Source organism: Pseudomonas sp. BO3-4 (assembly GCF_034044115.1).
Classification (GTDB): domain Bacteria; phylum Pseudomonadota; class Gammaproteobacteria; order Pseudomonadales; family Pseudomonadaceae; genus Aquipseudomonas; species Aquipseudomonas alloputida.
This window is the reverse complement of record NZ_CP139018.1, coordinates 2,409,314-2,427,948: the sequence shown is the minus strand read 5'-3', so window position 1 is coordinate 2,427,948 and position 18,635 is coordinate 2,409,314. Positions and strand designations below refer to the sequence as shown.

Annotated in this window: 17 protein-coding genes and 1 pseudogene; 2 read left to right on the top strand and 16 right to left on the bottom strand. The window is 60.0% G+C overall.

Annotated features, from left to right (window positions below):
* Window positions 1-19: 19 nt before the first annotated feature.
* Complete coding sequence (locus REH59_RS11230; protein ID WP_012051896.1) at window positions 20-319, bottom strand: hypothetical protein; 300 nt, start codon at window positions 317-319, stop codon at window positions 20-22.
* Window positions 320-1,281: 962 nt separating this feature from the next.
* On the opposite strand from REH59_RS11230, the gene REH59_RS28760 reads away from it, so the two are divergent.
* Entirely contained in the window at window positions 1,282-1,734 is a 453-nt protein-coding gene (locus tag REH59_RS28760; protein WP_128573619.1) for a topoisomerase DNA-binding C4 zinc finger domain-containing protein, read from the top strand.
* Window positions 1,735-1,896: 162 nt separating this feature from the next.
* On the opposite strand, the gene REH59_RS11225 is transcribed toward REH59_RS28760, so the two are convergent.
* From REH59_RS11225 to REH59_RS11200, 6 genes are all read right to left on the bottom strand, one after another.
* On the bottom strand, window positions 1,897-2,202 hold the full coding sequence (locus REH59_RS11225) for a hypothetical protein (protein WP_014859848.1): 306 nt from the start codon (window positions 2,200-2,202) through the stop codon (window positions 1,897-1,899).
* Complete coding sequence (locus REH59_RS11220) at window positions 2,199-2,492, bottom strand: hypothetical protein (protein ID WP_012052974.1); 294 nt, start codon at window positions 2,490-2,492, stop codon at window positions 2,199-2,201. The genes REH59_RS11225 and REH59_RS11220 overlap by 4 nt, the downstream gene beginning before the upstream one ends.
* Window positions 2,493-2,565: 73 nt before the next feature.
* Window positions 2,566-2,790, bottom strand: a complete 225-nt coding sequence (locus tag REH59_RS11215) for a hypothetical protein (protein WP_014859847.1) — start codon at window positions 2,788-2,790, stop codon at window positions 2,566-2,568.
* Between the two features lie 141 nt (window positions 2,791-2,931).
* Complete coding sequence (locus tag REH59_RS11210) at window positions 2,932-3,987, bottom strand: acyltransferase family protein (RefSeq protein ID WP_128573618.1); 1,056 nt, start codon at window positions 3,985-3,987, stop codon at window positions 2,932-2,934.
* 95 nt (window positions 3,988-4,082) lie between these two features.
* On the bottom strand, window positions 4,083-4,619 hold the full coding sequence (locus tag REH59_RS11205; RefSeq protein WP_014859846.1) for a DUF2514 domain-containing protein: 537 nt from the start codon (window positions 4,617-4,619) through the stop codon (window positions 4,083-4,085).
* Window positions 4,616-5,104 carry a glycoside hydrolase family protein gene (locus tag REH59_RS11200; RefSeq protein ID WP_128573617.1) on the bottom strand — a complete coding sequence of 163 codons (489 nt, stop codon included), beginning with the start codon at window positions 5,102-5,104 and terminating at the stop codon, window positions 4,616-4,618. Before REH59_RS11200 ends, REH59_RS11205 begins: the two co-directional genes overlap by 4 nt.
* Before the next feature lie 153 nt (window positions 5,105-5,257).
* Between REH59_RS11200 and REH59_RS11195 the strand changes: the two genes are divergently transcribed.
* Window positions 5,258-5,611 carry a YceK/YidQ family lipoprotein gene (locus tag REH59_RS11195; RefSeq protein ID WP_020189967.1) on the top strand — a complete coding sequence of 118 codons (354 nt, stop codon included), beginning with the start codon at window positions 5,258-5,260 and terminating at the stop codon, window positions 5,609-5,611.
* Window positions 5,612-5,692: 81 nt separating this feature from the next.
* On the opposite strand, the pseudogene REH59_RS11190 reads toward REH59_RS11195, so the two are convergent.
* The 9 genes and pseudogenes from REH59_RS11190 to REH59_RS11150 all read right to left on the bottom strand — a co-directional run.
* A pseudogene (locus tag REH59_RS11190) lies at window positions 5,693-5,902 on the bottom strand (glycoside hydrolase); the annotation flags it as partial.
* A gap of 450 nt (window positions 5,903-6,352) precedes the next feature.
* Entirely contained in the window at window positions 6,353-6,574 is a 222-nt protein-coding gene (locus tag REH59_RS11185; RefSeq protein WP_014859842.1) for a hypothetical protein, read from the bottom strand.
* A gap of 60 nt (window positions 6,575-6,634) precedes the next feature.
* Entirely contained in the window at window positions 6,635-6,805 is a 171-nt protein-coding gene (locus REH59_RS11180; protein ID WP_014859841.1) for a hypothetical protein, read from the bottom strand.
* Window positions 6,789-7,169, bottom strand: a complete 381-nt coding sequence (locus REH59_RS11175; protein ID WP_014859840.1) for a hypothetical protein — start codon at window positions 7,167-7,169, stop codon at window positions 6,789-6,791. The genes REH59_RS11180 and REH59_RS11175 overlap by 17 nt, the downstream gene beginning before the upstream one ends.
* The gene (locus REH59_RS11170) at window positions 7,166-15,985 is read right to left on the bottom strand and encodes a phage tail protein (RefSeq protein ID WP_014859839.1); all 8,820 of its coding nucleotides are present in this window, start codon (window positions 15,983-15,985) and stop codon (window positions 7,166-7,168) included. The genes REH59_RS11175 and REH59_RS11170 overlap by 4 nt, the downstream gene beginning before the upstream one ends.
* A gap of 56 nt (window positions 15,986-16,041) precedes the next feature.
* Complete coding sequence (locus REH59_RS11165; RefSeq protein WP_114942659.1) at window positions 16,042-16,632, bottom strand: tail assembly protein; 591 nt, start codon at window positions 16,630-16,632, stop codon at window positions 16,042-16,044.
* Window positions 16,633-16,674: 42 nt separating this feature from the next.
* On the bottom strand, window positions 16,675-17,097 hold the full coding sequence (locus tag REH59_RS11160; RefSeq protein ID WP_128573616.1) for a hypothetical protein: 423 nt from the start codon (window positions 17,095-17,097) through the stop codon (window positions 16,675-16,677).
* A 30-nt stretch (window positions 17,098-17,127) separates the two neighbouring features.
* Window positions 17,128-17,883 carry a C40 family peptidase gene (locus tag REH59_RS11155; RefSeq protein ID WP_014859836.1) on the bottom strand — a complete coding sequence of 252 codons (756 nt, stop codon included), beginning with the start codon at window positions 17,881-17,883 and terminating at the stop codon, window positions 17,128-17,130.
* Window positions 17,884-17,885: 2 nt separating this feature from the next.
* Window positions 17,886-18,635, bottom strand: coding sequence for a phage minor tail protein L (locus REH59_RS11150; protein WP_014859835.1), 750 nt, complete (start codon window positions 18,633-18,635; stop codon window positions 17,886-17,888).

Below are 18,635 nucleotides of genomic sequence, written 5' to 3'. Positions count from 1 at the left end.
GGCGCTGCGCGCCTGGCCGCTATTTCGAGGCAGCCATAAAGCCCGCAGCAGGCGCACCTTCAGCGGCGACACGTCGGGCCCGGCCAACGCCCCACGCCAGCGCCCGGGTCATCGACTCGCCAGGGCGAGAATCGAAGGCCTCTTCAAGGATAGCCATGCCACCAGGGGCGTACACCCCGATGAACATCTGCGTTTTGCCTGTCCGCGACAGCCGCGTCTGAACATCAATGTATGTCCCATCGTCGAGTGTCTCGTCGTGAGTTCGGTGATGAAGCGTCGGGTCAGCCCAGGCCCAGAAAACATCACCGCGTATTCTCATGAGGCGCTCCTACGACTTTAGTTGTAGTCAGGTGGTTTATTGCCACCATAGCGAACGTGCAGTTTTACGCAAATTCGTCTGACTCATCTGTGAGCTGAATCGGACAATCGGCTATTCAGCAGCCCCGCCAAAGACTCAACGCTTGTCGTGAAACTCGGGCGGCCAAGCGCTGAAGAACCACATGACTCCTGGCGTCAATACATAGATCCAGTGCTGGCCAGGGTAGATGAAGATGCCGACAGCCCAGATGGCGAGTAAGGTTCCGCCCGCTCGCCTACGCCGCCTCGGCGTGAACCATTCCTGAAACGCCTTGTGCCTCTCCCGCAGTTTCATTACCACCCTCCCTGTTTGGTAAGCGGCGAAGCATATCACCTCTAATTCAACGATAACGCGTTCCCGGCAAGGGCGGCGCCTGCACGCAAGAACCACGAAATGACCGAACAACAGCACGACGAGCGCAAGCTGGTCCTCCACCAACATCTAAGAGCTCAAGCAGCTGCGCTCAGTGTTTGACTAGACATAATGACCCCCAGCACGCCGGCCCTGATCGCGCAGGACCGCGACTCAAGGTTGGCCAAGAGATTTCGGAACTCCATGCCAAAAGTTACCGAACTCGTGGCGTTTTTGGACCCATAAAGAAAAACCCCGCAGACGTTAATCTGCGGGGCTTTCGAATGGTGGAGGCCGAGGTCGGAATCGAACCGGCGTAGACGGATTTGCAATCCGAGCTGCATTTCCTTTTTTTTCAGTAACTTACAGACATTTCGATTCCGCATTCAAGCAATTTTAATCACGCTGTAAGCCAAGAAAATCAAGGGGTATGGAGTCAGTTGCGGAATTGATTTTCAGCCACCCCAGCTATCGCCCGAAACGGTGAGGTCTGCCGGACACTTTCTACATTGCGGGAGTGGGGGCCAATCTAAGATGATGGCGCTTAGCCAATATCAGCTTGGTATCTCACGATGGATCGAAATGAGTTCTCGCGCCGCGCGCTCCTATTGTTGACCGTGGCTTTGGTAAGTGACCGAGCGGCCGCTCGAGGTGGTGGGCGGGGCGGCGGACGATCGCGTGGGGGCGGTCGAGGGAGTGGCTCAGGTGGAATGGGCGTGCTGCTATTTATTGCTGCTGTTTGGGGAGCCATATGGGGCTTCAGCAAATTATTCGGTCGCAAGCCTGGTCCCATCGGGAGTAAGTCGGTATCACTGACTCCTCGGCCCTCGGCAGGTACGCCGCCGCTCGAGCCCACTTCCATCGCTGTTAACAGGCCTTCTCGTGAAAAATGGGGTGAACTGGGCCTTTGTCCACTCTGTGGTAGCACGATGCGCATCCGAACCGCAAAGAAAGGGCGATACTCCGGTAGTACTTTCAAAGGGTGCTCAACTTATCCGCGCTGCAGAGGGATACGAGAAACATGAAGCTTTGCATGCTGAACCCAGTACTGCAGCAGTATCGTGAGATTCGACGCTTAGGCCGCGCCACAAGCGGCCTGCGCATCCGACCTGTCTAATATGGTTCGTCCAGTTTCAGCGACTTTCACCCAGTAAAACCGAGAAGCTTTCGAGCAGTTTTAGACAGCATCAGCACCCCCACCCTGGCGCTCTACCAACGATGATCCGGCCCGGCTCATCACTCCCTATCCCCTCCCACGATTCGTATTTGAACAGGCCGATGTGATAGGCCTCTTCGAACTCCATCAGCGCCCAGTAACGAGCGGCCTCGGACAGCTCCAGCATATCGACCAGGTTCTCCGAACTCACTTCACGCCGGCGGTGAGCGGCATAGGCCATTTCATCCAGCACAGCGGCGCGCCCATCTGGATCGGTTACCAGAGAGAACTGGTCGTTCAGCTCATCCAACCAAGCTTTCGGTATCCCCTCCATCATTCTGCCCTGCACCACCAGGACTGCGCGTAGAGCACGCCGTCGACCTCCTCCACCCCGTTGATGTTGATCCCGAGCTGGGCCATGCCGTTGACCTTGGCGTCGTGCAGCCGCGGGATGATGTCCGGACCAGGCGAAGGGTTGAACACCCAGGCCTGTGTCGATACCCGGCCCAGCGGCTCGCTGTGGTGATCGCCGATGTGGATGTCGGCCCGGATGGGTGTGATCTTGCCGAGCTGGTTCGTAGGGATGGCCACGCCATTCACACGGCGGCGAACGAGGAGGAAGTACATAGGGCACCAATACTGTATGGATAAACAGTATCGTATAGGCGGGATCCGTCGCGGGCAATTGCCGATCAGCGGATCAGTGAAGAGGTGGCAAATCCTTGCCTCGGGCCTTGGCGATGACGCGGAGCTGGTAGTCGGACACAACCTGGAATAGCGACTCGGCCAGTAGGCGCAACCGCTCGATCTCCTCCGTCGGCGCGCCATAGTCCTGAGCCACGTGGTAACGGCGCATGGCGTCGATCGCCTGCTGAATCAGCGGCTCGCCTGCCTCGACCATCCCGATGAAAGTCCGCTCATCCATTCCTAAGCTCCAAGCAGGAATGATATTGAAAGGTTTGGTGAGCAACCAACGTTGAAGCCCCATTCAAGAGTGAAACCTCCAGAGCTAAGATTAGGCTGCTTCAAAGAATAAACTAGCAAGCAGCCTAATGGCGTGATCACTCTAGCGCTGCACTTCAATAACAGGACCGGCATTAAGGGATGAGCGTGAAATAATTTTTGCCAGCTTCAGCAGATATCTTTCTACAAGAAGGTAGCATACAATTCCGCCTAGCAAGCCAGCAGTCACGGCGCCTACCGCATACCAGACTGCCATCGCAAGGCTGGTTATCTGCCCAAAAGTCGTTACAAATAGCACATACCAGATTCGTTGAGAAATCGGATGCGACAAATACAGTGAATAAGATGCCTCCCCAAACAACAGAGCGAGTTTATTAATATTTGACCGAATGTACTTCTCAACCGAAACAAATCCTGCAACCAAGAAAAACGCCGGGACGCCATATACTAAAGACCGAGTGAATATGGTGAAATCAGCTAATACTAACGCCACACTACTAGTGCCAACCAATAGGATTGTCGGCAACAACCCGATACTTACCCAGCGCTGCCTGGTGACCCCTAGCAAGACGCCAAGCAGAAATTCAATGATGATCGGGCTTGTGTAGGTTTTGCCCAATGGACCTTCTGGAGCCAAAGCAGAGCCAACGATAGCAAGCGTAACTATAACTGCAGCTATGAACAAAAGCTTCATTCTTAGGTTTTGCAATGCTAAGGAGAGACCGAATATCGCGTAAAAGAACATCTCATATGTTAGGGTCCACCCAATGGTGTATACAGGTGTGATATCACCAACATCGGGGTTTTGGGCGGGAATGAAAAATAGTGACTTAAGCAGGAATACTGGATCGACTCCGCGAGAGTTGAAAAACAAGCTTGGCATTAATAGCGCAGCAGCGACAAGCACAAAGGTGAACAACCAGTATAAAGGCGCCACTCTCAATATCCGCGAAACCCAAAACTCTCTTATACCTTTATTCTTACCTTCTGTGGTTACCCACATTACGAAACCGGATATGACAAAGAATATATCTACGCCAAAATCACCCACCGGGTTATCGAAGTATGGTGCTACAGCAATCATCACCATGGAATGGTAGATGATAACTAGCCCAGCTGCGATGCCTCTCAAGTATTGTATTCCGTAGAATTTTTCCACGCGTACAGTCCATTGCAAATTTGTGAGATTAATTTGCCATTATCGCTGGGTACGTGGCATTTCTCAATATCTTGAGAGGATGAAGTCTGAGATGACTATTTTCGCCCGAGTGCGTCATAGGACGCTTCGCACTGATGACCGGCTATTCGTGCCCGGTCATAAGCCTGCGCCAACTCTCCCGCTCGTTCATCAGCCCGTGAGAGCAGCTCGGAGAGCACCATGGCGGCGCGGGTGGCTGCCTCGCGTCGGTCGATAGCGGCGGTATCCGGGCCGGGGCAACTGACGGTGGAGGCGAGCTTGGCGGCGTCACTGCGCAGCCGCTGGCCAGCAGCATCGGCACCAACAGCGCCAGCATCAGCAATCGTCCGTTCTTCTTGGGCATGGGCTCTCGCCTCCTCCTGCGCCTCGGCGCGTCGTTGTTCTTCCTGCCTGGCCTGGGCTGCGGCGCGGCGGTCGCGCTCGGAAACCTCCAGGCGGTAATCGGCCAGGGTCTTTTCGGTCTTGGCGGTTTCCGCACGTGCACCAGACGCAGCCCCTTCAGCAACCACCAACCGGTACTGCTGGCCACCGGCAACCAGCATCAGGGCGATCAGACACCAGCACCAGGTCGGTACCGCGCCGAGCCAGTTCATGCGAGCCCCCCTCCGAGCTTCTGCCACTGAGCCAGCAGCGCGCCCAAGGCTTTGGGATTCTGGTCATAGTTGTTGCCCGGGAAACTGGCCCATTCGTTGGCGCACTTGGCTATTGCCTCGCGGATCTTTCCATCCTTGATCAACTGCAGCGCACCACGCTCGCCCAATCGCTTGATGGCTGCCAAGTCCTGCGCCTCTGGCGTGAAGCGCCCCTTGAATCCGTAGCGCTTCACCAGTTCGTCCCACGTACCGGCAAGAAACTGGTAGCGGCCTGCCGCGCTACTGGTGATCGGCTTGCCATTGGAGAGCCGGGTGATCTTCTGGCGAGGGTGATCGACATACCCCTGAAACAGGCCTTTGCCGAACAGAACGTTGTAACCGTCGTCGCTACCTTTCACGGCTTGGGTGCCCTCGGCGAAGGCGATCAGGTCCAAAAACCGGAGGACGTTCGCACCTCCGGCCTGGGATTCGGTGAGTCTGGCCATGTTGTCTCCAGGCAAAAAGAAGCCCGCACGAGGCGGGCATGGATGTGTCTTCTGTGATACTTAGTCGTCCAATCTGTATTAACCGATGCACGTTGATGGCTGCTCTAGCCTTCACAGTGATGGGCTTCGAGGTCAGCGAGACAGGAGGCTGATATGAGGTTGTGGATAGGATGTGCGCTGGCGGTAGCACTGAGCGGGTGCGGGACGATGCGCACTGTGTCTAATGAAGAAAAGGCCGTGGACGACCTAGCGAAATGGGATTCCTACTGCCCAGAGATCCCTCGGATGTATAGCGGCGTTGCGTATCAGTTCTGCAACTTAACTGGGCCGGAAAGAACGGGAGTACATTCAGATCCATACGCAATCCTGATCGACATGGCAGCGTCTGGCATTGCTGATACCGTTGTGCTGCCCTACACCAGTTATCAGCAATACAAGCACGGCAATATGGTAATACCAAGCTTCAGCCCGCAGATGCCTCAGGCACCGGCTCAGTCGGATCTTTAGACGTAATCGAGACCCTGGCGCTGCAATCCTTCAGCGCCTGCGTGGTGAATACCTGAGCGGCGAAAACTGGTTCAGGATCGCATAGCCGCGAGCGTAACTCTCGAGCAACCGGTATCGGCCGGCAGCGGTGCTGGTGACCGGCTTGCCGATGAGGAAAGTCACCCTGCAACGTGGCTGATCGGCATAGCCTTGGAACAGGCCACCGCCGTACAGCACGCTGTAGCCATCATCGCCGCCCTTGACGGTCGAGGTGCCCTCTGAAAAGGCGATCAGGTCAAGGAACCGGAGCACATTCCCACCTCCGGCCTAGGATTCGGTGGATCTGGCCATAGCTTCTCCAGGCGAAAAAAACCTGCATAAAGCAGGCTGTGATGAGCGGGGCTATACCCTCCGCCACCGCTAAGCGATACGATGCTGCGGTCTATAGAAGGGATTTCTTATGAAGCGTGTTTCGGCATTACTCATGTTTTCCGCGCTGGCGGCCTGCTCTCACTATGGCTCGAGCGGCGATATCAAGGAGGTAGGCTCAAAGGGATACACCGTTCGGTGTGATGCCTCGCCTGCTAACCAGCCCGGCTGTTATGAGCCACCTCCGTCTTTCAACTGGTGGCCAACCGAGAAACTGAAGTTTCAAATCGGCAGGAAATGAGAGACACCGCCACTTACGCATGAGGCTCTTTAGAAAGGAGCTCGACAGGCGAAAAAAACCGCGCGGGGCGGTCTGGCGCTGGACTAGGTCGGTTAAGCTGCCGGGGCTTCCGGCTCCGGCGCTGCTGCTGGCTCCCTCGCAGTGATCGATACCTTGGCGCTGTAGTCCTTCAGCACCTGAGCCACGCTGACCTGGGCAGTCGGGAACTGGTTCAGGATCTCTCGGGTGCGGGCGTCAGCTTCCTCCTGAGTGGCATAGCGGGTCTTGTTGGCAACGTCGTAGTCATTGCTCAGATTGATGGCAACAAATGGCATGGGTTTTCTCCAGACAAAAAGAAACCCGCTCGATGGCGGGCATTGGGTAGTGGCTTGGGTTCAAGCCTTGGGGTATTGCTGCTTGATCTGCTGCAGGGTCGAGAAGAACGGCTCAGCCTTGGGCATATGCCCTTCATTCATGGCATGCCACAGCATGTCCAGTTGTTCCTCCACCGGCGGATACTCGGCCGCACGGCGCTTGGAGTGGTCGCACTTATGCTGAATTTTCAACGGTGAACTCCTGATCGCGGTAGGGCCAAAGGCTGATCGTGACGGTGTAGGTGCCCGGCGCCGAGAACCCCAGCTCGATATCACTGCCGTCAGCGGTGTAGGTTTCGCTCTCGATGTTGACGGCGGCACCTTCGTGGACCCCCTTCAACCAGCGCCCTTGGAGAACCGCGCCCATCTGAGGGCGCTCCTTGAGCATTTGCCCCATCACCAGGTGGTCAGCAGTCCTTGCCGGGGTGGGCACTTGGATGTAGGGCCGGTCGGTGTTGAGCCTGATGATTTTCTTCCCGTGTTCGGGCGGGCAACTGACGGCAAACACGATTCGTCCGTCTGTCTCATAGGCTGCATAGTGCTCAATGCTGCTCATCGTTTGGTTCCCATTGCATAGAGGGTATGTTTTTTAACGCTCACACCCGAGTTTTCCCCCCACCACTTCACGGTGATGACGAAGTAACCCGGTCCTACACCGATTGAGCCCATTAGGTTGGGGAAGCCATCAGCCCAATCCCCGCCACCCTCAGCGATTACCAGGCCATTTAATTCCATCCGGAACTGGTACTTACGGGTACCGCCGCCAAATCCTTGATAGCAGCTGTACTGCGCCGTGATGTAACCCGCCTCATCCATCTGCACACCAATGGCAATCAAGTCTCGCCATTGCCCTTCACCGGCACCGTACACGACCCCTGCGCTGGAGGCAGAGACCGGAACCGTGACCGCATTGCCACGGATGCGCAGGGTGTCGATCTCTGCAACCCCGATCTTTGCAGACGTGATCGCGGCATTGGCGATTTTGGCATTCGTGATGCTTGCGTCACGAATGAACGCATCGCTCATGAACACCTGGCCGCCCTGAATCGCGAACGGACTGACGTAACCATTTCCGGCGGCGTTGATTACCGCGAACTGGTCCGCCAGTACGGCCACTACCGACTGCAGCACACCACTCTGGTTCTGGATGCCGACCCCAATCCCGCCGAGGGCATACACTCCGTTTTGCGTAACTGCCACCTTGACCGAGTACTGAGCGTTGACCCGATTATTCAATCCGGTCTGCGCCGTACTGATCTGCTGCACCGAAGCATTGGTAGTACCCAAAGACGACTGCGTGGTTTGAATCTGCTGGCTAAGTGCGTCGTCAGCATTGGCCCGCGCCGTGGCTTCGTTCTGAATCGCCGCGTTGGCATCGCCTACGGCGGTGTACAACCCGTCGATTCGCTTGCCCTCGGCGGTGAGCTTGTCGCCCTGCTGGGTAACGTTGCTCTCCAGGCTAGCCACCGCCTGCGCAGAAGCCGCTGCCGAGCGGCGACCGACCGCTATGTAAGCAATGTCGATTTCGCCCGACGTATCCACCGAGTTCATCATGTCCAGGCGAATGGCGATGATGCTTTTGCCGTTCCAACCCGTGTGGCCAGACAGGTCAAACTCAATGTCTTGCCAATCGTTAGTGGTCAGACTGATGGTCCACGCCATGCGGCGCGCCTCGGCCAAGCCGCCATCCTCGTTCGCCCAATACATCTGGGCGCCCGCGCGGGTGGTGTTGCGTCGACGCAGCCGGATGCGCAGGTAAGGGTTCTCGGTGCCGGCAATCGCCGGGGTGAAGTTGCACTGTAGGTTCGGGCATTTGCCCGCCGTGGCGAACAGCGGGCCAGCGGTAAAGGTTGAGCCGGCGATGGTGCCTGCCCATCCTTGGGTAGAGCCGATGAACTCCCAGGACTTGCCCGCCACGAAGGGTTGGGCCGTGCCGATGCTGTTTTTCAGCTGGGTGATATCGCTGCTGTTGCTGCTGAGCGTACCTTCTGCGCTGTTCACCCGGTTGGTCAGCGAGTTCACGGCCGACGCCTCGGCCTTGGTGGCCACCTGATTCAGCGCACTGGCGGCAGCGGCGGCCGCGTCCGTGGCCACCTTGTCGCTCACCGCTACCCAGGCGCTGCCGTTCCAGCGTTTCGGCGTGTTGGCATTGCCGGTGGTATCGATCCACAGGTTCTGGGCAAGCCGCTTGTCAGCCGCCGGCGCGGTAGCCCCATAGATAACCTCACCTTTGGCGCCCGCCGCTGTAGCGGCCGCCTGGGCGGCCTGCTGGGCCGTGGTCACGTTCTGGTTGGTAGTGGTAAGGCTGTTCTCCAGGCTTGTGGTCCTCCCGGCCACACTGCTCAAGCTGCTACCTTGCTGGTTCACCGCCGAGGTCAGATTCTCGACGGCTGCCGAGGTGGCCGCGTTGTTCGCCGCATTCACCTGGCCACTGTCGCGCCAACCGGAAGCACGGGAGCCGTACTCAACCTGTGGCCGGGCCAGCTCAAACGTACCGTTGGCTGCCGCCGAGGTGGCCCCGTGAATGCGGTAGTACACCACGACCAAAACCGCATCGGCCGGGGTCGTGGCCGTTACGGTAACGCGACCACCCTCCACGCTGATGGCCTGCAGGCCAGACGACACAGTCGAGACAACGGCACCTGATGCGTTCAGGCACTGGATGTACAGCCGGATCGACAGCAGACCTGAGGTTCCAGCACGCCGGGCATAGATCGATGACGTGATGGCCTGCGAACCACCGACCTTGACGCGCTTCGACACGGCCGGAATCAGCGACAGATAGGGCGATACGTTGGTCACGCCAGTGACTGCCGACCTGAATGCGCGCTCCCCAGCGTTCAGCCAGGACTCAACCATGCTGGAATTGTTCTGCGCCGCCCCTTCACGCATCCAACCGTCAGGAAACGTCGCATCCGCTGCGTTGACCTGATTAAACGTCGGGTTGTACAGCAGGTTCTCGCCGCCGGCGTCGCCAATGGCGTTATCCAGCTGGGTCAGCTGGCTCGATGCCGAGGTCAGGCCATCTTCCACCGCCGACATCCGGCCGCTCAAGGCGGTGGTAGCCGACGCGTTGCCACTGATTTCAGCCGCGTTGACCCGGCCATTGTCTCGCCACCCGCTGACCCGTGCCCCTTCTTCCAGTTGAGCCCGGTCCCACTCCACGAAGCCTGCCGTCAGTGTACTGCCCGGCGCCGAACGCACGCGGTACAGCACATCAACTGCCACGGTACCGGCCGGCGCCGGTGCTGAGGTCAGCACCACCCGCTGCCAAGCATCGGTCAGGATGGTGTCACCCGGCCCCGTGGTGGCAATGGTATTGCCGGAGGTGTTCTTAAACTGGATGAACAACTGGACCTGTATGCCAGGTGTTCCCCGAACAAAAGCCGACGCGGTAACGACCTGCCCGGGCGCAGTGGCAGGGCGATCGCCAATGCCCGGCGCCAAGTCCAGATACACAGAACCAGAGCCGGCGACCAAGCCGCTAACATCAAATCGTTGCGCCTTCCCTTGCGGGTCCAGCGTAGAGAGAATCAGGGTGGCGGTATACGTGGCACCGCCGCCATTACCCACCCGCCAGCGTTCAGCGAGACTCGCCGCGCCCTTGTCGAACGAAGGGTTGTACAGCAGATTCTCGCCGCCGATCTGTGCAATCGACGTATTGATGTCGACGATGGCCGAGCCGTTGGCGGAAATGTCCGCACCTTGTCGGGACACCTCGTTGGTCAACGCACTGACGGTCTGCGCATCGGCCTTTGTCTGTGCCACCGACAGGGCATTGGCCGCCGCTGCTGCGGCGTCCGTGGCCACCTTGTCGCTCACCGCCAACCAGGCGCTGCCGTTCCAGCGTTTCGGCGTGTTCGCATTGCCGGTGGTGTCGATCCACAGGTTTTGCGCCAAACGCTTGTCGGCTGCAGGTGCGGTCGATCCGTAGATGACCTCACCCTTGGCGCCGGCGGCCGTCGCCGCCGCCTGGGCGGCCTGCTGCGCGGCTGTCACGTTCTGCTTGGTGGTGGTCAGCCCACCTTCAAGCGAAACGATCGACTGCCCCTGCGACACCAGCCCCTGCTCGGTCTGACTAACCCGGCCGCTCAGCAGGTTGGTGGCCGCGACGTTCGCCGCGACCTCACCTGCCGTGACCTGCCCATTGTCCCGCCAACCGGTGGCACGGGAACCGTACTCAGCTTGCGGCCTGGCCAGCTCCAAAGTTCCGTTTACAGACGCTGCCGTCTGGCTGTGAACACGGAAATAGACGTTGAATCGAACAGCCTCCTCAGGTGCCACCGATGTGAACGAGTGCCGGCTACCTTCAACCGTGATCGGCATGAACCCGTTGGCCGGCGCCGAGATTACCGCGCCGGCTTCGTTGATCCACTGGTAGATGATGCGCAGGGCCAGCAAGCCCGCCTCGGCCATGCGGCGAACGTTGACCGATGTGGTGACGCTCTGCCCGCTCGCTACTCTTGGCCGCTGGATCGACTGGGTGACCAGCGAAAAATAGGGGCTCGCGTTCGTGACGCCGGTGACCGCGACCCGAAACGCCCGCTCTCCGGCGTTCAACCAGGACGGCACCATGCTTGGGTTTCGGGGTGCACTACCCTCCAGCACCCAACCATCTGGCACGTTGGCATCGGCCGCGCTGGCACGATTGAACGTTGGGTTATACAGCAGGTTCTCCCCACCCACCTCGGCGATCGCGGCGCCAATCGCCGTCATCGCCTGACCTTGGGCGGTAATGTCCTGGCCATGCTGGACGACCGTGTTGGACAGGCTCTGCACGGTCGACGCATCGGCCTTCTTGGCCACCTCGGTCAGCGCCGATTGCGCCGCTGCTGCGGCGTCCGTAGCCACCTTGTCGGTGACGGCCACCCAGGCGCTGCCGTTCCAGCGTTTCGGCGTATTGGCGTTGCCGGTGGTGTCGATCCACAGGTTTTGCGCCAAACGCTTATCCGCTGCAGGCGCGGTCGATCCATAGATGACTTCGCCTTTCGCCCCTGCGGCTGTCGCCGCCGCCTGCGCTGCTTGCTGGGCAGCGCTCACGCCCTGATTGGTCGTGGTGAGGCCGTTCTGCAGGCCGATGATCGACTGACCCTGCGTGGTCAGCTTGCCATCCGCATCGCTAACGGCACTGCTCAAGCTGGATACGGCTTCCGCCGACGCCGCAATCGAACGCCGCCCTACCGCGATATAGGCAATGTCGATTTCGCCGGTGGTATCCGACGAGGACATCATGTCCAGGCGGATGGCATAGATGTTTTTACCGCTCCAGCCCGCGTGGCCAGACAGGTCAATCTCGATATCCTGCCAGTCGGTCGTGGTGGTGTTGATCGTCCAGGGCATGCGCCGGGCTTCGGCCAGCCCGCCATCTTCGTTCGCCCAGTACATCTGCGCGCCGGCGCGGGCGGTGTTGCGCCGACGCAGCCGGATGCGCAGGAAAGGGTTCTCGGCGCCCGGGAACGTCGGCGTGAAGTTGCACTGCAGGTTCGGGCAGTTGCCGGACGTGGCGAACAGCGGGCCGGCTACAAAGGTCGAACCGCTGATGGTACCGAACCAACCCCGCGTCGAACCGGTGAACTCCCACGCCTTACCGGCCACAAACGACTGCGCAGCACTCAGGCTGTTCTTGAGCTGGATGATATCGCTGCTGTAGCTGGTGAGTACGCCTTCGGCACTGCTGACACGGTTGGTCAGCAGGTTCACCGCCGACGCATCCGCCTTGGTCGCGGCCAGCGCATTGGCGGCGGCCGCGGCGGCGGCAGCATCAGTGGCCACCTTGTCGCTTACCGCCACCCAGGCGCTATTGTTCCAGCGCTTAGGCGTGTTGGCGTTGCCGGTGGTGTCGATCCATAGGTTCTGTGCCAGACGCTTATCAGCCGCCGGCGCGGTCGCCCCGTAGATCACCTCGCCCTTGGCACCGGCCGCCGTGGCCGCCGCTTGCGCGGCTTGCTGGGCAGCCGTGACGTTCTGGTTGGTCGTGGTAAGGCTACCCTGCAGGCCCGTGATCGACTGGCCCTGCGTGGTCAACTTGCCTTCGGCATCGCTGACCTTGGTGCTCAGGCTCTGCACCACCGAGGCATCGGCTTTGCTCTGGGCAGCCGTCAGGGCATTGGCCGCAGCGGCCGCAGCGTCCGAGGCCACCTTGTCCGTTACCGTAACCCACGCACTGCCATTCCAGCGCTTGGGCGTGTTGGCATTGCCCGTGGTATCGATCCACAGGTTTTGCGCCAAGCGCTTGTCGGCTGCAGGTGCGGTCGATCCGTAGATGACCTCACCCTTGGCGCCGGCTGCCGTAGCGGCCGCCTGGGCGGCCTGCTGGGCGGTCGTCACATTGCCATTGGTGGTGGTCAGGCCAGACAGCAGGCCCTCGATCTGGCTGGCCTGCGCCGTGCTCGTACCGTTGAGCGTGGAAACATCCGTTTCAACCTTGCCCACGCGGGCGGCGGTGCCGGCCGCCGTGACGATCGCCTGGCCAACATCGGTCCAGTAGGTCGCATTGGGCGGCGGGTTGTTCTTCGGTACCGCTTTCAGGGCCTGGTACAGCTTGCCGTCGGCGCCCAGTACACCCTGATTCAGGGTGTAGGTCTTGTCCTTGTTGTACGGCAACGATCCGGCCAACGCGGAGACGGTATTGATCTGCTGCTGCAGCTCGGATCGGGCCGCATCGACTTCCTGATCAACTGCTGCAAGCTGCTGCTGCAACTCATCACGGGCCGCCACCACCGACGACTTGACCATCTCGATCGCGTTGTTGACCCCGGCCACCTGCTCATTCAGCTCGCTGCGGACTTCCCCAACGCGCTCGTTCACCGAGCCAGGGCCATTCTTGTCGACCAGGTCGATACGGCTGGTCAGTTCTTTGCCCAGTTCGCTCTCGGTGATCTGATCCTTAATCTGCTCAAGAATCGCTCCAGCGTCTGCGCTGGCCATCCCGGCAACCACCGTCGGTGCTACCGGAAAGAATGGGCCAAGGTTACCGGAACGATCGACCAGGCGAGCCCAGAAATAGAACTGTTGGCCCGCGCGCAAGCCCTGCATGACGTACTCGTTCTGCGGGTAGGCCAGGTCGGCCAGCTTGGTGGCCTGGTCCAAGTCTGTACCTTCGCTGTACCACAACTCGGTACGCTGGGTGTCACTGGAGCCAGCAGGGAAGCCCCACTTGATGCCGATGCCGAACAGCAGGCTTTCGGTATCCAGAAAGGTAACGGCCGGCGGCAGGCCTTCCTTGCCATTCAGCTGAGTCAGGGTCGAGCTTTTCCAGATCGACGTAATCTCGAACGAGCTCACAGCGCGTACGCGTGCAAGGTAGGCACCCGCGTAAATGCCGACCACGTCTACCGATGTTGCGCCGGTGCGCTGCAGACGAACCCAGTTGCCGTTGTCCTTGCGCCACTCCACGTCATAGGCGACAGCGCCCTCCACCGCCGGCCAGGCGATAGTCATCGTGCTGACCGCGATACCCTGGTCGATCATGTGGGCGGAAGACAAGGTCACGCTTGCGGGGGGCTGCACGGTGGTTACCGGAATAACGCTGATCGGACGCTCGTCCAGCTTGGCACCGGTATCGATCGCAGCGAATTTGCTCGGGTTGAACTCGAGCGCGGTGATCTCGTACTCGCCCTCTTGGGTGCGCGTTGTTTTCAGCACCCGGAACAGCTGCACCGCCAGGTCGTGGTAATCGATTGCCCACTGCAGTTCCGGCTCGGGCTGCACGCCATACGCGGTGGTTACCGTCACCGCGCGGCCGGCGACCGACTGCACCGTGCGTGCCTGGGCGGTGCCGTTCGGCAAGTTCAAGATCAGCCGGTCGCCAGCCTTGATCGGCGTGTCACGGTCCAAGGTCACGACTCGGCCGGCAGCCGCCGAAATCCGACCGCCGTTTGGACGGCCGGCAACCAGTTCGTCTGCGACGGGAATGACGTAGCCAGGCAGCGGAATGCGCCCTTCCATACCGGTCTTGAAAGTGACGGTGCGGTCCTGGCTGTTACTCAGCAGCGCCCACTTGCCGCGGCGCTGAGCCTCGGACGCTCGAGTGCAGCCGATGGCCGAAATCTCCACCGGACGGTCCCGGTACCGGCGCTGGAGAGCGTTGTCGGTGACCGGGATGACATCGGTGTCGTAGTTGTTGGCCGGATTGTCGTAGCTGACCAGGGCCCGGCTGTAATGGGTGTTCCGCTCGGCGCCGCCGTACACGAACTCACCGTCGATGACGTTGGCCCGTGTGAACACGTAGTCGATATCTTGGGCGCGCGGCATGTCTGCCTGCATGAACAGAGAGCCGTGAGCCCAGTACACCATGCCCCGGTAAATCGCCGAGAGGTCGCGCAGCAAGGTCCAGGCTTCGGCGCGGCCCTGGAGATTCATGTCGCACAGGAAACGCGGCTCCTGACCGCCCTGCCCGTTCGGCACCAGCTGGTCGCAGTACTGGGCGATGCGGTACATCTCCCACTTGTCGACCATCCACGGCTTGATGCGCTTACCCAGGCCGAAACGATCCTCGACGCACAGGCCGTAGGTCACAAAGGCCGGGTTGTTGGTCCAGGCCTGCTTGAAGGTGCCATCCCATACGCCGGTATATGTGCGTGCAACGGGATCGTAGTTGGTCGGCACCGGCCAGCGCTTGGCCTTGCACTTCACGGTTACCGCAGGGATGTTCTGGAACTGCTGGGCGTCAAACTCGATGTACAACAGCGCAGTGTTCGGGTAGCGCAGTTTCTGGTCGATGATCTCGGTGTAGCCAGCGATGGTCATCGTGTCGGCCACGGTGCCGCTGTTGGCATTCGGAGTGATACGGCGCACGCGCAGCATCCAGCCGGAGGTTGCTTTGGGCAGGTTCACGCGCACCGAGCGCTGGTAGCCGTTGGTGGTCTTGCCGTCCACCGCCCCCAGGTGCGCCTCGACGTATGCGCCACCATCGGTGGCGATATCGATGGCGTACTCAATGCGGTAGCCATTGGTATTGCCGCTGCTGTCCTGCTGCGCCAGGCGCGGCCAGACCATTCGCACGCGGACAGCCGAGAGCTGGGTGTTGCTCAGAGCACGGGCAAATGGATTGTCGTTGCGCAGTTCGACATTGACGGTGGTCTCGTTCTCGATCGCAGGGATCCCCTGGATGTAGTCCTGCTCCACCGAGCCAGGACGCCACTCCCACCGCACCCCAGGGAAATTCACGCTGCCGTTGGCATCCATGATCGGGGTGTTATCAAGGTAGATGTCACGATCCGTCGGCTCACCGTCGAACTCACCCTCCCCCACCGCAATCAGAATCTTGCCGATGTTGGTCGACTGCAGGCTATCGGGCGCCTCTACAGGCGTTTTCGGCTTGCTGCTGCCGCCCTTGGCGCCAGTGATATCCACGTGATCTGCTGGACCCATGCTTTCCTCCGGGCAATAAAAAACCGCCCGGAGGCGGTCTGCTTGCTGAATCGGCCCTAGGCCTTGTCTTGCGCCTCGATCGAGGCTGAGATGATCGCCCCGCCCCAGCGGCGTTCGCCTATACAAATCGGAACTGGGTTGCCACTTGCGGTGGTGTTTTTGGCGCTGCCGAAGGCGTACGACGGCAGGTTTTCAGGGGCGGCGCTCTGGGATAGGCCCTTGGCTTGGGGGCTAAGCATCTGGATGACACCACCAATGGCGAGAGCAACCCCGGTCTGAACCAACCAATACTGCTGCGTGACCACGCCAACCACTATCAAGACTGCGGCAAGTACGGTCTGCAATATTCCCCCTCGCTTACTGCCCTCTACTACTGGCACGATACGTACTTCCTGAGTACCTCGGCGCCCAAGGTCGTCGATCCCTACATTTCGGCGGTTGCGGAAAATGGCGAACCGCATGCCTAGCCGATCCAGACGCCTGATCTCCGTTTCGAAACCTTCGAGCGTGGCCTTGAGAGCCTTGAAGACTTCCCATGTCTGACCGCTGTCTATGTGTCGGCGGTGTGTGCGACCAAATTTTTGGGCTAGAGACCCAGACAGTTTGATCAGTGTCAAAGGCTGTTTTTGTGCTGCTGTGCCAGCCATACTCTTCTCCGAGCAATAAAAAACCGCCCGGAGGCGGTCTATTCATTTGTAATCGATGTACGGTCCTATGTAGATGCCGTTCATGTCTCCCGAAATGCTGTACGTACTCTCTGCGCCAGACGTTACGCTGCCTGTGATAGTCCGAATTGCGACCCCCATACATAGGCCCTGGCCTGCGAATCCGACCCCGAGGTTAGGATTACCTACAGGAAGAAAGAAGGTTGCCCGCTGCCCCGTACCGATTTTCGCTGCCTTCACGCCATCGATATAGACGACCGCATCGCATCCAGATCCCACGAACCCAGCGTCTCGAACGACAGTGAGCGTTCCGCTGTCTCCTACAGGCTTTGCCTGGTAGGCGTAAAGCTCGTCGGCCGGTACCGGTTCCGCTTTATTGACCGAGATTGCAGAAGATGCGCACCCAGCCAGCAAAGCCAGGCCCAATGCCCCGATCAGAATTCGCATGTGATCCCTCCCTGAAAAGCGCTGAATGTATCACTTGGCGTCTCGGTGACGCAGCACAAGCCGAGCCCGGGCTAGCCAAGGGCCGCCGAACACGATGATTTCTGATGGCCGCCCCAGCAGGTGGTGCAGCATGAAGGGCCCATGACCGAAGACCTGGGCGTGCTCCTCAGGCAGTTGCGCATCCACGCCCAGATAAATGCCGGCGTGATTGGGATGGGCGGTGCGCCCCACAGCCATGACGACCATGTCGCCTCGCTGCGCCTGGCTCACCTTGTAAAAGCCGGCCGCTTCGTATGCCTGCTCATAGAGGCTCGGGCCGTCCATCTGTTCCCACCACCCTTCTTCCCGGGCATAGGTTGGGAATTCCAGTCCCCACTCGCGGTTGTACCAGTCCGCGCAGACTTGCCAGCAATCCCAGGCGCCGTGCACGAAAGGACGCCCCAGCAGCGGCGTGTGACCGGTTGGCGTGATAGTGCGCAGATCACCTTCAGGCCACGACAGGATGTGCCAGGGCAAGCCGGTGGCCTCACACATGGCCAGATCCCGCGGCGACGGTCTGCTGGTGGCGTCCGGATGTGAGTGCACGATGCCGATCACCTCGCCCTTGTCCTCGGCCGCCGCGTAGTCTTCCGGCGAGATACGAAACTCCTCTGCGGGATCGGTCGCGGTGTTACCGCATGGGATGTAGCGGTGGGAGCGGCCGACGGCGATGATCAGCCCGCAGCACTCGCGTGGGTAATCTGCCGCAGCGTGGGCTTGCATGGCGGCGAGGATGTGTTTGCGCATGATCAACTCCGTGCGATCAGGGATACAGCCGGGAACCCGCCAAACGGCAGTTGGTTGCCCTGCCCGTGGCGAGCAGTGCACCCCGTGTCGAGGCAGCCATTGCAGTTGTCCTTGGCGGGGTCGTCGGTGGGATTGCCGTCAAGGTCGAAGTAGGGGCCGGTGTAGCCGCAATTCGGGCCTCGGTAGCCGGCGGTCATTGCCCAATGGCAAAGCTGGGTCATCTGACGCCCGATTGTCTCGCCGCCCACATCCCCCGGGCTAGCCAACTCCCAGGCAACCGTGGTGCCGTTCTCCGATACTTTCTGGTCGATGTACCAGACTTCGATCGCTTCCTCGGTCGGATCGGCCTCAGGGTTGCCTGCAGGGAAGTTTACCGCGTCCAAGTAACGCGCCATGGTGTGGCGCATGGTCAGCTTAAACTCGAGCAGGTTGTCGAACGCCAGGCACAGCGCCGTGATCCTGCCGTTGACGTTGCCGACAGTCAGCGTCGGGCGTACGGCCGTACCATCCGAGTTCGCTTCAATGCCATCGATCTGCATGGGCCAGGCACCGTACTCATTGCCCTGCCACCAGATTGACTTCGCCAGCAACTGGTCGGCATTCGCGCCGGCCGCCGCCAGTTCTTCGGGGGTATGCGGAATTGCATGGCCATGGAAGCGCAGCATGTCGGCACCGAAGTCCGAGCCATCCAGCTCGAACAGCAATACCTCGCTGCCAGGTTCCAGGGTCTGGATGTCCTTGATCAGTGACAT